Source organism: Mesorhizobium sp. RCAM 05099 (genome assembly GCF_059683685.1).
This window is the reverse complement of record NZ_CM185035.1, coordinates 3,752,061-3,767,169: the sequence shown is the minus strand read 5'-3', so window position 1 is coordinate 3,767,169 and position 15,109 is coordinate 3,752,061. Positions and strand designations below refer to the sequence as shown.

The 15,109-nt window shown below is 61.7% G+C and carries 12 protein-coding genes and 1 pseudogene; 5 read left to right on the top strand and 8 right to left on the bottom strand.

Annotated elements, in window-relative coordinates; all coding sequences use genetic code 11:
• Positions 1 to 51: 51 nt before the first annotated feature.
• The 7 genes and pseudogenes from AC56QQ_RS18460 to AC56QQ_RS18430 all read right to left on the bottom strand — a co-directional run bounded on the left by AC56QQ_RS18460 (position 52) and on the right by AC56QQ_RS18430 (position 7,191).
• Complete coding sequence (locus AC56QQ_RS18460; protein WP_497122927.1) at positions 52 to 972, bottom strand: ABC transporter permease; 921 nt, start codon at positions 970 to 972, stop codon at positions 52 to 54.
• A pseudogene (locus AC56QQ_RS18455) lies at positions 972 to 2,101 on the bottom strand (ABC transporter permease). The gene AC56QQ_RS18460 and the pseudogene AC56QQ_RS18455 overlap by 1 nt, the downstream one beginning before the upstream one ends.
• The gene (locus AC56QQ_RS18450) at positions 2,098 to 3,675 is read right to left on the bottom strand and encodes an ABC transporter ATP-binding protein (RefSeq protein ID WP_497122926.1); all 1,578 of its coding nucleotides are present in this window, start codon (positions 3,673 to 3,675) and stop codon (positions 2,098 to 2,100) included. Before AC56QQ_RS18450 ends, AC56QQ_RS18455 begins: the two are co-directional and overlap by 4 nt.
• Before the next feature lie 133 nt (positions 3,676 to 3,808).
• Positions 3,809 to 4,786, bottom strand: a complete 978-nt coding sequence (locus tag AC56QQ_RS18445; protein WP_497122925.1) for a quinone oxidoreductase family protein — start codon at positions 4,784 to 4,786, stop codon at positions 3,809 to 3,811.
• A gap of 22 nt (positions 4,787 to 4,808) precedes the next feature.
• On the bottom strand, positions 4,809 to 5,627 hold the full coding sequence (gene pcsA, locus AC56QQ_RS18440; protein WP_497122924.1) for a phosphatidylcholine synthase: 819 nt from the start codon (positions 5,625 to 5,627) through the stop codon (positions 4,809 to 4,811).
• Entirely contained in the window at positions 5,624 to 6,238 is a 615-nt protein-coding gene (locus AC56QQ_RS18435; protein ID WP_497122923.1) for a DUF1326 domain-containing protein, read from the bottom strand. The genes pcsA and AC56QQ_RS18435 overlap by 4 nt, the downstream gene beginning before the upstream one ends.
• Positions 6,239 to 6,252: 14 nt before the next feature.
• Complete coding sequence (locus AC56QQ_RS18430) at positions 6,253 to 7,191, bottom strand: DUF2182 domain-containing protein (protein WP_497122922.1); 939 nt, start codon at positions 7,189 to 7,191, stop codon at positions 6,253 to 6,255.
• Between the two features lie 70 nt (positions 7,192 to 7,261).
• Between AC56QQ_RS18430 and AC56QQ_RS18425 the strand changes: the two genes are divergently transcribed.
• Positions 7,262 to 8,473: a UbiH/UbiF family hydroxylase gene (locus tag AC56QQ_RS18425; RefSeq protein ID WP_497122920.1), complete on the top strand. Its 1,212-nt coding sequence runs from the start codon at positions 7,262 to 7,264 to the stop codon at positions 8,471 to 8,473.
• A gap of 173 nt (positions 8,474 to 8,646) precedes the next feature.
• Positions 8,647 to 8,970, top strand: coding sequence for a heat shock protein HspQ (gene hspQ, locus AC56QQ_RS18420; RefSeq protein WP_019858091.1), 324 nt, complete (start codon positions 8,647 to 8,649; stop codon positions 8,968 to 8,970).
• 90 nt (positions 8,971 to 9,060) lie between these two features.
• Here hspQ and AC56QQ_RS18415 read toward each other — a convergent pair whose 3' ends face one another.
• Positions 9,061 to 9,690, bottom strand: a complete 630-nt coding sequence (locus AC56QQ_RS18415; RefSeq protein WP_091585775.1) for an invasion associated locus B family protein — start codon at positions 9,688 to 9,690, stop codon at positions 9,061 to 9,063.
• 232 nt (positions 9,691 to 9,922) lie between these two features.
• Between AC56QQ_RS18415 and AC56QQ_RS18410 the strand changes: the two genes are divergently transcribed.
• From AC56QQ_RS18410 to AC56QQ_RS18400, 3 genes are all read left to right on the top strand, one after another.
• Entirely contained in the window at positions 9,923 to 11,743 is a 1,821-nt protein-coding gene (locus tag AC56QQ_RS18410) for an extracellular solute-binding protein (protein WP_497122919.1), read from the top strand.
• A gap of 16 nt (positions 11,744 to 11,759) precedes the next feature.
• Entirely contained in the window at positions 11,760 to 12,440 is a 681-nt protein-coding gene (locus tag AC56QQ_RS18405; protein WP_489861340.1) for a DsbA family oxidoreductase, read from the top strand.
• 626 nt (positions 12,441 to 13,066) lie between these two features.
• Positions 13,067 to 14,959 (top strand): ABC transporter ATP-binding protein/permease, encoded by a 1,893-nt coding sequence (locus AC56QQ_RS18400; protein WP_489861341.1) that lies wholly within the window; start codon positions 13,067 to 13,069, stop codon positions 14,957 to 14,959.
• The last annotated feature ends 150 nt before the right edge of the window (positions 14,960 to 15,109 follow it).

The following is a 15,109-nucleotide window of genomic DNA, read 5'->3' as shown; positions in this document are numbered from 1 at the left end:
TGTGGTTACCTCTCTGTGTTAAGCCTTGGGGCTTCCCGTTTGTTCTTGTTGTCAACGATCCGGAACGAATGGCTGCCCCAAGGAAGCCGGCGTGTTCATCATCGTCAGACGCTTGTTGCGCGAGATTAGAACGAGAACCACGATGGTTGCCAGATAGGGCAGAGAAGAAAGCATCTGCGAGGGCACTGGAATGCCAAAAGCTTGTGCATGAAGCTGGCCGATCCACACCGCGCCGAAGATGTAGGCGCCGGCGAGCACGCGCCACGGCCGCCACGAAGCGAACACCACCAGCGCCAGCGCGATCCAGCCGCGGCCGGCGGTCATGTTCTCGACCCATTGCGGCGTGTAGACCAGCGACAGATGGCCGCCCGCAAGGCCCGCACAAGCGCCGCCGAAGATGACCGAGAGATAGCGGTAGCGGATGACCTTGATGCCGAGTGCGTGCGCCGATGCGTGGCTGTCGCCGATCGAGCGCAGCGTCAGCCCGGTACGCGTCTTGAACAGGAACCACATGACGGCCGCCGTCAGCGCGATCGAAATGTAGAAGATCGGGTCCTGGCCGAACAACAGCCTGCCAATGACGGGGATCGAGGTCAAGCCGGGGATATCGAGATTGGGCAGCCTGACGCCGGGCTGGCCGACAAAGCTCGTTCCGATCATGCCGGAAAGGCCGAGGCCAAGCAGTGTCAGCGACAGGCCGGTCGCCACCTGGTTGGTTGCCAGCGACAGCGTCATGACGGCGAACAGCAGCGAGAATACCGCCCCCATGGCGATCGCCGCCAAAAGGCCGATCCACGGCGAACCGGTCAGATAGCCGGCGCCGAAGCCGCCGACCGCGCCCATGATCATCATGCCCTCGACGCCGAGATTGAGCACGCCGGAGCGCTCGACCACCAGTTCGCCGATCGCGGCGATCAGCAACGGGGTTGCCGCCGTGGCGATGGTCAAAAGGATGTTGATGGTGATGTCCATCAGCGGGCTTCCTTCAACTTTGGCGCGGCTTCGAGTTTGGCCGCGCTTTCCGGTTTCGTCAGCGCCAGGCCGATCAGACGGATGCGGTAATGAATGAGTGTGTCGCAGCCGAGCACGAAGAACAAAAGCATGCCCTGGAATACCCGCGCCACCTTGTCGGAAATGCCGAGCGCGCTTTGCACCGCTTCGCCACCGAGATAGGTCAGCGCCAGCACCAGGCCTGCGGCGACGATGCCGAGCGGGTTGAGCCGGCCGAGGAACGCCACGATGATGGCGGTGAAGCCGTATCCGGGCGAGATCACCGGCTGCAACTGGCCGATGGCGCCGGAGACTTCAGAGATGCCGGCAAGACCGGCCAGTGCACCCGACAGCAGGAAGGCAAAGAACACCATGCGGTTGAGACCGAAGCCGGCAAAGCGCCCTGCCCGCGGGCTGGAGCCGAGTACGCGCACCTCGAAGCCCTTCAGCATGCGGCTCATCAGGATCCAGATCAGCACCGCGGCGATCAAGGCGAAGACGAACCCCCAGTTCGCTCGCCCTGCATCCGGCATCAGCTCCGGCAGCACGGCCGAGTCGCCGAACTGGATCGTCTGCGGGAAACCATGGCCCTGCGGATCACGCCGGGGCCGCGCACCAGCCAGTCGAGGAACAGCTGGGCGACATAGACCAGCATCAGGCTGGTCAGGATCTCGTTGGTCCCGAAGCGCGTCTTGAGCAGAGCCGGGATCGCCGCATAGGCCGCGCCGCCGACCATGCCGAGCAACAGCATCAGCGGCAGCACCAGCGGGCCTTCGAACTGCGGAAACAGCACAGGAATGGCCGAGCCGAAGATGGCGCCGAAGATGAACTGGCCCTCGGCGCCGATATTCCAGATATTGGCCTTGTAGCAGACCGACAGGCCGACAGCGATCAGGATGAGGGGGGCAGCCTTGATCGCCAGCTCATGCAGCTGCCAGACCTGGCTGACCGGTTCGATGAAATAGATCCGGAACGCCGTCAACGGATTGACGCCAAGCAGCGCGAACATGATGGCGCCCGCGATGATGGTCAGCACGAAGGCCATGAACGGCGACAGTGCTGAAAACAGCGCCGAGCGCTGCGGACGTTTGACGAGTTCGAGGCGCATCATGCCGTCTCCAGCGTGTGTTCGGCGTGGCCGGGCTCGGCGCCGCCCATCAGCAAGCCGACTTTCTCGAAGGTCGCTTCGGCGATCGGCATGGGTTTGGACAGCTCGCCATTGTGCATGACCGCGATGGCATCCGATATCTCGAACAGTTCGTCGAGATCCTGGCTGATCACCAGCACCGCCGATCCGCTGCGCGACAGCTCGATCAAGGCCTGTCGGATGTGGGCGGCGGCACCGGCGTCGACGCCCCAGGTCGGCTGGTTCACCACCATGACGCTGGGCCGGCGGTCGAGTTCGCGGCCGACGATGAATTTCTGCAGATTGCCGCCCGAAAGTGCCGCGGCTTCCGGATCCGGGGCGCTCTTGCGCACGTCCATCGCCGCGATGATGCGTTGGGACGCGGCGTAGATAGCGCCGCTCTTCACCATCCCGCCGGTGCCGACAAAGGCCTTGCCGTCGGTGGCATGGCGCGACAACAGCAGGTTTTCCGAGAGCTTCATGCGTGGCGCCGCACCATGGCCGAGGCGTTCTTCGGGAACGAAAGCGGCGCCCAGCAAACGCCGTCCGGTGATGGTGAGGCCACCGGCGTCCTTGCCGCGGATGCGTACGGACGCGGCATCCTGCTGCAACACTTCGCCCGAGACGGATTCGAAGAACTCGCCCTGGCCATTGCCGGCGACGCCGGCGATGCCGATCACCTCGCCGGCGCGGACATTCAGGCTGATGTTCCTGAGCGGGATAGAAAACGGTGTTGCCGGCTTACGGGTGAGGCCGCGGATTTCGAGCAGCGGCTGCGCCGTCTCGATCCCCTCGACCGGCGCACGCACCACGGCCTGCACCTCGTTGCCGACCATCATGCGGGCCAGCGAGGCCGCGGTCTCCTCGCGTGGATTGCAGTGGCCGACGACCTTGCCATGCCGCAGCACGGTGGCGCGATCGCAGATGCGTTTGACCTCTTCGAGCCGGTGCGAAATGTAGAGGATCGATTTGCCTTCCGAGCGCAGCCGCTCCAGCGTCTCGAACAGCTTGTCGGCTTCCTGTGGCGTCAGCACCGAGGTCGGCTCGTCGAGGATGATCAGCTGCGGCGTCTGCAACAGGCAGCGGATGATCTCGATACGCTGGCGCTCGCCGACCGACAGGTCGCCGACCATCGATTCAGGATCGAGCGGCAGCCCATAGCTGTAGGAAAGCGCCCTCGCCTTGGCCGCGATGCTGCTGATCGGCGAACCATCATCCAGCGACAGGGCGATGTTCTCCGCCGCGGTCAGCGCCTCGAACAGCGAGAAATGCTGGAACACCATGCCGATGCCAAGCTTTTTCGCAACGCCGGGGCTGGTGATCCTGACCGCCTGGCCGTTCCAGAAAATCTCGCCGGAATTGGGCTCCAGTGATCCGAACAGCATCTTGACCAGCGTCGACTTGCCGGCGCCGTTCTCGCCGAGCAAAGCGTGGATTTCACCCCTGGCGATGTCGAGATCGATATGATCGCACGCCGTCAGCGTACCGAATATCTTGGTAAGGCCACGAACCTCGAGCAAGTTCGTGCCATCCTGATTTGCACTCACAGTGCCTCCCATCTGGTTAGCCAGATATGTTCTGTGTTCCCGCAAGCATGGTAGGCGCGGCCGGCTCCCATCGGAAAGCGGCACGCGTCTTGAAAGAGCTTCAAGAATTTCAGCGGAAATTCAAGGGATAGCAAGCCGGAAGGGACTAAGGGATGAGAATGGTGGTCCCGGTTGTCCTACGGCCTTCGAGGTCGGAATGCGCCTTGCCGGCGTCCTTCAGCGCGTAGCGTTGGTTGATCTTGATCTTCACAGCGCCGCTGAGCACGACCTCGAACAAGGCTGCGGCCGAGGCCTCCAGGGCCTCACGTTTTGCGTTGTAGACGAACAATGTTGGCCTCGTGGCGAACAAGGAGCCCTTCTGTGCCAGCAATGACATGCTGAACGGCGGGATCGGACCCGAGGACTGGCCGAAGCTGACGAACATGCCGAGCGGCTTCAGGCAGTCCAGCGACGCCGGGAACGTGTCGTCGCCAACCGAATCGTAGACGACATCGCATTTTCCGCCGCCGGTGATGGCGGCGACGCCGGCGACGAAATCCTGCTCCTTGTAGTTGATGACATGGTCGAAGCCATGCGCCTTGGCGAGTTCGATCTTGTCGATCGAGCTGGCCGTGCCGATGACCGTCGCGCCGAGATGTTTCGCCCATTGGCCGAGGATCAATCCGACGCCGCCGGCCGCGGCGTGAAACAGGATGGTGTCGCCCGCCTTCACCTTGAAGGTACGGCGCAGCAGGTACTCGGCGGTCATGCCTTTCAGCATCATTGCGGCCGCCTGCTCGTCGCTGATGCCATCCGGAACCTTGACGACGCGGCTGGCATCGATAACCCGCTCTTGCGCATAAGCGCCCGTCGTCACCGCATAGGCGATCCGGTCGCCCGGCTTCAGCCAGTCGACGCCCTCGCCGACTTCCAGCACTACTCCGGCGGCCTCACTGCCGGGGACAAGCGGAAATCCGCCAGGCGGCGGATAGAGGCCCGAACGATGATAGACGTCGATGAAATTGAGGCCGATCGCCGTGTGCCTGATCAGGATCTGCTCAGATCCCGGCCGGCCGGGATCGGCATCCTCATAGGTGAGAACTTCCGGACCACCATTGGCGTGGATACGGATCGCTTTGGACATGGGCTAGGCTTCCTCTGGCTGATCAGGCCTTTTTAGCACCGAGATTTGGAAAGAACTGCATGATGCCGCCGATACAGGCAAGGTAGAGCCCGGTAATGGTGATGCCGATCTTGGTGAAGGTGCTGACCTGCTCGCCCAGCACGCCGATCTGATCGTAGAAGGCTGCGAGCGCCGCTTGCGCCAGGGCAAGCGCGCCGAAGGCGCACCACAAAAGGGTCATCGAAAGATTGATGCGCCGCAGCCGCACCACGCGAACCGGATGGATGAAGTTCATCGGCACGAAAGTCAAAATGCCGGCTACCACCACCACCGCGAACGAAACCCACGGTCCCGGCTCAATGACAAACAGTGTGAACACCACCATGTTCCAGACCACGGGGAATCCCTTGAAGAAGTTCTCCTTCGTCTTCATGCCGGTGTCGGCATAATAGATGGCGCTGGAGACGACGATGATCGCCGCCGACAGGAATGACAGCCCCTCCCCCATGAAGCCGCGCTGATAGAGCGCGAAGGCCGGGATCAGGACGTAGGTCACGTAGTCGATGATGTTGTCGAGGAGTTCGCCCGACCATGTCGGCAGGATTTCCTTCACCTCGAGCTTTCTGGCGATCGGCCCATCGATACCATCGACAAACAGCGCCAGCCCGAGCCACCAGAACATGGCCGTCCAGCGCTGTTCGCTCGCCGCCACCAGCGACAGGAACGCCAGGAACGAGCCCGACGCGGTCAGCAGATGGACGGAAAACGCCCTCGCCTGCGGCCAGGTGACTTTCTTCTTCGGCCGCGGAATCCGGTCCGTGATCTTCTTGGCGGCTTTCCTGGCCGTTGTGTTTTTGCTCACGGGCCCCGCCAATCCAGCTTGCAGATTTCGGCCGAACGGCCAGCGAAATTCCAGTTGCGGCCGAAAGCCCGCATCTTGCTCTTGTCGGACTTGGCCACGATGATCTCCGGCGCGATCCAGTATTCCGAATTGCTGATCACTGTATCCTTTTCGCGGTCCCTGCCGGGAATGGGCGTCACCGCCCCGTCGATGATCTTCGGTATCTGGAAGATGCGCGTCTTGTCGCGCGTCTCATAGGTGATCGGCACCTGCTCGACGCCGAGGAATTTACCGACAAGGATGGAGAGCAACGATGTGGTGCCGCCCGCCTTACCGGTGAAGATCCTTGTCAGTGCCTTGACCGCGTAGACAGAGGCGCGCTTGTCGATGAACAGGCCGGCGGTCCAGTTGCCGCGGCTCATATAGCCGGGGATTTCCATGACCAGCCCGAGATTGAGACCAGACAGGTCGACGTCGCCGAAATGGCCGGCATCGATGCGAAACCCCGCCCAGGTCTGGCAATAGCCTTCGGTTGGCGGATGACTGCCGAGAGACAGCACGCAAGGACAGAAAACCGTGCAATTGCAGGAGAGTACGAGCTCTCCCTTCATCGCCCAGCCCTGATCTGCCATCGAAATTTCCCCCACTATCGTGAGACTACTAGCAGGGCGGCTGCCCAGACAAGCAGTATCGCACCGGCCAGCCGGGTTGGAACCCTGCTCGCTGTTTGTTTTTCGATCAGGGTGAACAACCCGATCAAGGCCATCCAGAAGACGTTCATCACGCCGACGGCGAACATCACCAGCATCAATGCCCAGCAGCAGCCGAGGCACCATATGCCTTGTGCGAGGCCAAGCCGGAAGATGCGGGCGGGCCTCGCACTCCAGTTCGAAAACAGGGTCGAGAACGGGTTTCGGCATTTCTTCAGGCAGGCTTCCTTCAGGCCGCTGAACTGGTAGAGGCCGGCAATCAGGAGCGCGAGTGCGCCGGCAATACCGATCGCCGGGTCAAGCAGCCCATCGGAAGAGGCGAAGGCGTGGCCGGCAAAGGTCAGCGCCGCGAACATCACCGAGGCGGCGAGCCAGACGCTGAGATAACCGGCGACCAGCACCAGCGGATGGACGACCGGCTCGCCCTTGATTCGTGCCGTATCGGCGATCTCGCAATAGGTGCGGATCATCGGTGCGGCGGACGGCAGCATCGTCGCGATCGCCATCAGGAACCACATCGCAACGAGCGCGCCGGCCTGCAGGCCGACACTTCCGTCCAGCGCCGCCGGCGAGAGGCAAAGCGCGAAGAACCGTTCCAGGAAAGCCGGCAGTGGCAGGCGCGGCAGGTCTTGCAGGATCGCGTCACCAGGCGCGCCGCCGTCTGCAACCCGCCCTTCAGCGCCACGGATTGCCGTCGCGGCAAGGAACAGCCAGGCAAGCAGGATACCGGTGCCAATAACCACATTGACCGTGACACGCGGGCTGCGCGCGATGTTCGCCGTGGCGCGACCCACGCGGTCGAGATGGCTGAAGTCGTGTTGCTGGCCGGTCATGACATTCGAATGAGCCGAATCGCCGCGTTGATCAAGCGCCATGATCTGACCTATATGCTGATCGACTGGCAGGTCAGGTGGACCGCCTCGCATTGCAAGCCGGAAGCCGATCTTGGAGCATCAGGGAACTGCGCGGATACTGGTTGCTGGCACGGGGCCGGCAGGATTGATCGCGGCGCTCGGTTTCGCCGATGCCGGTTTCCCGGTGACGCTCGTCGGGCCCGAGGCTTCTGCTCCGGATGGCCGCACGACGGCGCTGATGAACCCTGCCTTGAATGTGCTTGCACGGCTGGGCGTCCTCGAAGACATCAAGCCCAAGGCTGCGCCCTTGAAAGTGATGCGCATAGTCGATGCGACCAGCCGGCTGATCCGCAGTCCGGTCGTCACGTTCCGCGCCAGCGAGATCGACGAGGAACAGTTCGGCTTGAACCTGCCCAACAGCGCCCTCAATCCGACGCTCGCCGGCGCGACTGCCGCGCACGCCGGCGTCGAGTGGCGAAGGTCGATGGTGGCGAGCTGGCATCTCGATGCCGAGCACGCCGGTGCCATTCTGACCGACGGCAGCACGGTGGACGCATCGTTGGCGGTCGCCGCCGACGGACGGCTGTCGCCGGCTCGCCAGGCGGCTGGCATCTCGACCTCGGCTCGCTCCTACCCGCAGGCAGCGCTTGTCCTCAATTTCCGTCACACTGGCGACCATGCCTATACCTCGACCGAATTCCACACCGAGACCGGGCCGTTCACGCAGGTTCCACTGCCCGGCAATCGCTCCAGCCTCGTCTGGGTGGTGAAACCGGAGACCGCGACAGAACTTGCCGCATTGGACGATGCAACGCTTTCAATGCGGGTCGAACAACAGATGCAGTCGATGCTGGGCCGGGTGACGGTCGAGCCGGGGCGCCAGATCTATCCGCTTTCGGCGGTGACCCCGCTGCGCTTCGCGCGAGACCGGATAGCGCTGGTCGGCGAAGCCGCCCACGTGTTTCCACCCATCGGCGCACAGGGCCTCAATCTCGGCATCAGGGATATCGAAGATCTTATTGGGATTGCTTGTGAAAATCGTCGCGATCCCGGTTCCCCAACGGCGCTTGCGGCCTACGACTTCAAGCGCCGCCCCGATATTCTGGCACGCAGCAGAGCGGTCAACCTGCTCAACATGTCGCTCCTCTCCGACATGCTGCCGGCCCAGATTGCCCGCGTTGCCGGGCTCGGCGTGCTCGGCGGCTTCGCACCGCTTCGCGCGTTCTTCATGCGCGAGGGACTTCGTCCCGGCAGCGGCTTCGCGGCGCTCGCGGGCGGCCTGCGAAGGCCGGTGCGCCGGTAACGACCTTCCGGACATTCTTGCTGATCTGCATGGTCGACGATCGTCGATATCGCCCGCATGCAGCGGAACCGTGCCCCGCGTCCTGCTGTGCTTGACGGCGCGTCAAGCACAGCAGGATTGAATTGACACGCGGTCTGCGCCAAATAAAGCTAAGGAATTCAGTGGTGAGTACGATGAAAACAGCCAAATTCGCAATCGGGCAAGTGGTTCGCCATCGGCTGTTTCCGTTCAGGGGCATCATTTTCGACGTCGATCCGCAGTTTGCCAACACCGACGAATGGTACGAAGCCATCCCCGCCGATGTGCGGCCGCGCAAGGATCAACCATTCTACCACCTGCTCGCCGAGAACTCGGAAACCGAATACATCGCCTATGTATCCGAGCAGAATCTGCTGGAGGATCGGTCGGGTGAACCGGTCAGGCATCCGCAGATCAAGGAGATGTTCGACAAGAGGCCCGACGGGCGCTACGAGCCCAAACGGCAGTCCAGACACTGATTACCGGCGTTGCCCGTATGGTCAGTAACGAAAAAAGCGGGGCATGACCCCGCTTTTTCCTTGGCTTGAGAATGACCCGATGACGGGTGATCAGTTGGCGGTCTTCGCCTTGTCCTGCTCTTCCTTGAGCTTCTTGGCGAAGTCCTGATTGTTCTTGGCGACGAAGTCCTGCAGCTTCTTCTGCCGGTCCTCGATGTCCGACTGCTGCAGCGGCGGGCCGTCATAGGCGCCGCTGAAGCCCTGCAGGGCGATCTTGATCGGATTGGGCTGGTTCTGGAAATTGACCGAAGTCAGCGTGATCGCCTGGCCCTTCTTGAACGAGGCGACGAGCTGGTCGGTCAACGGCACCTCCGCCACGCAACGATCCGGGAAGCAGATCACATAGTCGAGCTTCTGCGCCTTGCCGGTATCGATCTGCAGGCCGATGCCGGGAGGCACCAGACGACCGGTCGGCACCGTCACCTGGAACACCTTGCGGTTCACCTTGCCCTTCAATTCGATCAGGCTGACGCCGGTGATCAATTGGCCGTTGCCGGCGGTGGTGATGTTCTGGACGTTGCAGATGTCGACATCTTCCTGCTTGGTGCAAGCCTTGAACCAGCCTTGCGGAATCTGCTGTTGTTGCTGTGCGGAAGCAGCGGGAAGCCCTGCGCCTAGAAAGCCGATCACGCCAGCGGCCATGACCGACAGGCGGTACGCGTTGCTGTTCAGGCTCGTCATGTCGTGCACTTCCTCTCAAATGATCCCGGGACCGGCTTCTTCGCGCCGTGTGGTCCAGCTACCTGTTGCCGAAATGAGGCAACAGAATGACTTCGGTCGGCGTGTTACACTGCAAGTGATGCCGAATCCAGCCCGCCACTTGTAATTCTTGACCACACCATTGGCCGGCATGCCGCTGCCTCATGCTAGGGTGCGCACCGAATCATCAAGCCGACCCAGTAAGGAGACGGTCATGGGCCGCGTTCTTGTTTGGCTGATCACCGCGATATCGTTTCTCGCCCTTTCGCATCAGCCGGCGGTGTCGGAGCCGAAGCACGCGATCGCCATGCAGGGCGAACCGGAGCTCCCGCCCGACTATACGCATTTCGACTATGTCAATCCCGACGCGCCGAAGGGCGGCAGCGTCACCTATTGCGTCGTCGGCAGCTTCGACAACCTCAACCCCTTCATCCTCAAGAGCCTGCGCACAACGGCGCGCGGTATGATGGACACGATCTTCGGCAATCTGGTCTTCGAGCCATTGATGCAACGTAGTGCCAACGAGGCTTTTACCCTCTACGGGCTGCTGGCAGACACCGCCGACATGGACCCCGAGCGCAAGAGCATCGAATTCCATCTCAACCCGAAGGCCAGGTGGTCGGATGGTGAGCCGGTAACGCCCGAGGATGTGTTGTTCAGCTACGATGTCTATACGGAGAAGGGCCGCCCGCCCTATAGCGACCGCATGGCCAGGGTCGCCAAGCTCGAAAAGACCGGCGACCACAGTGTTCGTTTCACCTTCAATGACAAGGCCGATCGCGAATTTCCGTTGATCATCGCGCTGACGCCGATCATTCCCAAACATGCTTTCGACAAGGAAACCTTCGACAAGACCACGCTAAAGCCGCTGATCGGCAGTGGCCCCTATACCATAGCGCAGGTACAGCCCGGCCAACGCATCGTCTTCAAGCGCAATCCGGATTACTGGGGCAAGGATGTTCCGGCCAAGCGCGGTTTCGACAATTACGACCAGATCACCATCGAATATTTCCTCAACGCCAACGCCAAGCTGGAAGCGTTCAAGAAAGGCCTGTGCGCCATCGACGACGACAGCGACCCGGTGAAGCGCGAGCGCGATCTGGATTTCCCGGCCTTCCACAAGGGCGACGTGATTGCCGAGACCTTCGACACCGGCATTCCGCCTGTGGTGACCGGCTTCCTGTTCAATACCCGGCTGCAGAAATTCTCCAACCCCGTCGTGCGGCGTGCGCTCGGCATGCTCTACGACTTCGAATGGGCCAACAAGAACCTGTTCGGCGGCAAATACACACGCACGATGAGCTATTGGCAGAATTCAGAGCTTTCCGCGCTCGGCCATCCGGCCGACGACAGGGAGAAAGCACTTTTGGCTCCCTACCCCGGTCGCGTGCCGGCCGATGTCATGGACGGTACCTACCGGCCGCCGGTCACTGACGGTTCAGGCCAGGATCGAAAGGTGCTGAAAGCCGCCTTCGACCTGATGAAAAGCGTCGGTTTCCACGTGCAGGATGGGACGATGCTCGATCCCGACGGCAAACCCTTCGGCTTCGAGATACTTACTGCCTCGCAGGACGAGGAGCGTCTTGCCGGCATCTACCAGCGCACGCTGGAAAAGATCGGCATCAACGTCAGCATTCGCAGCCTTGATGGCGATCAGATCCAGTCACGCAAGCAGCGCTTCGATTTCGAGGTGCTGGTCGGCTCGAGCGGCTTCAACAATTCGCTGTCGCCCGGCATCGAACAGACTGGACGCTGGAGTTCGGCCGCGGCCAGGGCGGAAGGCTCGTTCAATCTCGCCGGGGTTGCCGATCCGGCGGTGGACGCGGCGATCGAGGCGATGCTGCACGCCCGCTCGAAGGAAGACTATGTCGCCGCCGTTCGCGTTCTCGACCGGCTGCTGATCTCCGGCAACTACATGGTGCCGATGCAGCACAACACGCAGCAATGGATCGCCTATTGGAACTACTTGGAACATCCGCAGAAGACGCCCATATTCGGCTATCAACTGCCAACCTGGTGGCGCAAGGCGAACTGAAGATCAGGAGATCGAGATGAGCGTACTCAACGCCATCACCGTCGATGTGGTGTCCGATGTCGTTTGCCCCTGGTGCTTCATCGGTCAGAAGCGGCTCGACAAGGCGATCGCCGCTGTCGGCGGTGAAGTGCATGTTCGATGGCGGCCGTTCCAGCTCGATCCGACCATTCCGCCGCAAGGCAGGGATCGCCACGAGTATATGCTGGCCAAGTTCGGCAGCGACGAGCGCATCCGTGAGATCCATGCCCGCATCGAGCCGCTGGGCGAAGCCGAAGGCATTTCCTTCGCGTTCGGGGCTATCAAGGTGGCGGCGAACACGCTGGATGCGCACCGGCTGATCCGCTGGGCCGGAGCTGTCGGCGAGGAAGTCCAGAACCGGCTGGTGCGCCGCCTGTTCCAGCTGAATTTCGAGGAGGGCGCCAATATCGGCGACCACGCGGTCCTTGTCGAAGCCGCGCGCGAGGCTGGCATGGACGCATCCGTGATCGCCACACTCTTGCCCACCGACGCCGATGTCGAGGCGGTTCGCACCGAGATCGCCACTGCGTCGCGCATGGGGATATCAGGCGTGCCGTGCTTCCTGCTCGAAGGCAAATACGCGGTCATGGGTGCGCAGGATGTCGACACGCTGGCCGACGCCATTCGCCAGGTTGCGGCGGCGAAGGCGCGCGGCGAATTGGAAAGAGCAGCCGGCTGAGGCACGATCTCTGCTGCACCTGGCAACGCTGGCTATTGCACCATCACCTTTGCCTGACGAAGCCGTGGCCCCGTTGCAACTCAGCGCTTATGCAGCTTGGTTCCACCCGCGAATTGAGACGTTGTCATTGCCCAAGTACGACGTGCCGCGAGGCCGTTGCCGGCATTTTTTGCGGCTCCGCCAAGGACGAAAAAAGCAAGCCTGTCGGAATCATGAACGGTATTTTCGGGCGCTCCGGTCAGTCCGCGGCAAGAAAATCGATCTTCCCCCACGATTTTCGAGTTCACAAAAACGTGTGAAAAGCTTCCCTAAGGGAAGCTTCGACGAAGGCGTGCCTGCGCCGATCAAGAGTTTGAATTAATGACGATATCCTGATTTGTGCTGACGGGATTGGCGGCATTCCGGCCAAGCGATCTGTTGCCTCCTGGCAACGGCCGCTGGGAGTAATCCGTTCGGCCAACTTTAAAAATTAATGGAAAATGATCAATTGGTGTTACCCTCCGTAACAAAACAAAAAAGGTTTGGGCGGGATCGTGATTCGGATCGGCAAACGATCGCAAGAGTCAGCACCGGATGAACTACACCGCGATGCCGTAAGGCGGTCGCTCCTGACGCCGGTGTCCTCGATGCGCAGCTTCTGGGGCCTGATGCGGGCCTACTGGGTCTCGGATCGCTGGAAAGAAGCCTGGACGCTGACGTTGGTCATCGCGCTGCTCACGGCGCTGTCCAGCAAGGCCGGTGTCTGGTTCGCCGAAGCGTCCGGAGAACTCGTAAACTCGATCGCCTTCTTCCATGACGCCGCCAACACCACGCCGCTTCGCACCCTGCTGGTCAATGCCGGCATCCTCGTTCTGCTGGTCGTGCTCAAGGACGCCGGCTTTACCGGCATCCGCAATCTTGTCTCGGCGACATTGCACCGCAAATGGCGCGGCTGGCTGGACAGCCGCTTCAACGAAGCGCTGCTGGACACCAATCATACGCATTTCCACGCCCAGCACGCGTCGACCGGCACGGGCGCGCCCGCTCCCGACAACATCGACCAGCGCGTCCAGGAATCCATCAAGGACATGACCGGCGGCGCCATCGGTCTCGCCATGGGCGTTCTGGGGGTTGCCACCTCGCTCTATTTTGTCGGCCAGAAGCTGCTCGAAACCTCTGTCGAGGTGAAGGGGCTGGAGTTCCTCGGCAGCTATGGCAGTGCCATCCTGGCCTTCCTGGCGGTTGCCACCTATGTGCCGCTGAACACCTGGATAGCGGTCAAGCTCGGCGGCCTGCTCGAGCGTCTCAACATCCGGATGCAGCAGGCTGAAGGCAGCTATCGCGGTGAGCTGACGACGTTCCTGCGCCGCAGTTTCCATGTCGCCGCCTCTCAGGGCGAAGGCGTGCAGAAGACCATGCATGGCCGGCTCTATGTCGACATCGACGGCACCTGGACGCGGCTTAACATCGTCAACACCGTCTACATGTCGTTCGAGCTGATCTACAATTTTGTCGGCGCCCGCATTGTCGCCTATGGGCCTGGCCTCGTGCCGTTCATCCACAACGGTCTCGATCTCAAGGGCTACATTACCGGCTCCGAACTGGTCAATGCGCTGATCGGCCAATGTTCGTGGTTCATCCATGTCATGCCTGCCATTGCCACGCTGCGGGCCAACAGCCAGCGCGTGACCGAACTGGCGGTGGCGATCGAGAATGTCCAGCATCCACAGGAGTTCTACAGTCAGACCGGTCGCTCCGAATTCCGTTACGCCAGCCAGAACCCGGTTTTCGGCTTGACCATCCAGAAGCTCGAGCTGGCGCATCAGGGCGAAGACGCCACGCCGTTCCTCAGTGCCGCCAATCTGCGCTTCCGGCGCGGCGAATGGACGTTCCTGAAAGGCGAATCCGGTTGCGGCAAGACTTCGCTGATCAAGGCGATCAATGGACTGTGGCCCTATGGCCATGGCACCATCGTTTTCCCCGAGGGAGTGAGGAGTTTCTATGCCGCCCAGGAGGTCAAGCTGCAGCAAGTGTCGCTGAAACAGCTGGTCTGCCTGCCGGGTTCCGAGCACGACCATGGCGACGCGCAGGTCGCCTCGGCATTGCACAAGGCCGGTCTCGGTGACTTCATCGAGCATATGGCCGACAACAGCCGCGAAGGCAAAAGCTGGGATCAGGTTTTGTCGGGTGGCCAGAAACAGAAGCTGGTGGTGGCTCGCATCATACTGCAGCAGCCAGGGCTGCTGTTCCTGGATGAGGCCACCGGCGCCCTCGACCCGCAGGGCAAGGTTGCCTTCCACCAGGCGATCAAGGACAACTGTCCCGATGTCACGGTGATCAGCGTCATGCACGAGGCGGTGGCGCCGCGATCGATGACCGGCAGCGAATTCTATCACAGCGTTGTCGCGATCGCCGACGGTGTCGCCACCAAGAAGCCTTTGGTTCCGACCCTGCCTGCCGAACTCACCACCATTCTCGCGCAGCCGAGGCCGGTCGAGGACAAATGGCTGCGTTTTTCGCGCCGGCTGAAGCAGAAATAACGAGGCTGTGAGACGAACCAGCCGCGTCATGTGTCGGCCGGTGATCACAGTCTCGCGATCCTGCTCGCTGGCCGGCATTTTCCCTTCTCACCACGATTGACTCGGCAAGGCGCATCCCTATGTTGCGCCGGCTTGCAGACATTCAAACGC

Coding starts and splice junctions, on each gene's coding strand:
- AC56QQ_RS18450 (WP_497122926.1), bottom strand. CDS start 3,675: ATGGGAGGCACTGTGAGTGCAAATCAGGATGGCACGAACTTGCTCGAG.
- AC56QQ_RS18430 (WP_497122922.1), bottom strand. CDS start 7,191: ATGGCGCTTGATCAACGCGGCGATTCGGCTCATTCGAATGTCATGACC.
- AC56QQ_RS18435 (WP_497122923.1), bottom strand. CDS start 6,238: ATGGCAGATCAGGGCTGGGCGATGAAGGGAGAGCTCGTACTCTCCTGC.
- AC56QQ_RS18445 (WP_497122925.1), bottom strand. CDS start 4,786: ATGTCCAAAGCGATCCGTATCCACGCCAATGGTGGTCCGGAAGTTCTC.
- AC56QQ_RS18415 (WP_091585775.1), bottom strand. CDS start 9,690: ATGACGAGCCTGAACAGCAACGCGTACCGCCTGTCGGTCATGGCCGCT.
- AC56QQ_RS18400 (WP_489861341.1), top strand. CDS start 13,067: ATGCGCAGCTTCTGGGGCCTGATGCGGGCCTACTGGGTCTCGGATCGC.
- hspQ (WP_019858091.1), top strand. CDS start 8,647: ATGAAAACAGCCAAATTCGCAATCGGGCAAGTGGTTCGCCATCGGCTG.
- AC56QQ_RS18410 (WP_497122919.1), top strand. CDS start 9,923: ATGGGCCGCGTTCTTGTTTGGCTGATCACCGCGATATCGTTTCTCGCC.
- AC56QQ_RS18460 (WP_497122927.1), bottom strand. CDS start 972: ATGGACATCACCATCAACATCCTTTTGACCATCGCCACGGCGGCAACC.
- AC56QQ_RS18405 (WP_489861340.1), top strand. CDS start 11,760: ATGAGCGTACTCAACGCCATCACCGTCGATGTGGTGTCCGATGTCGTT.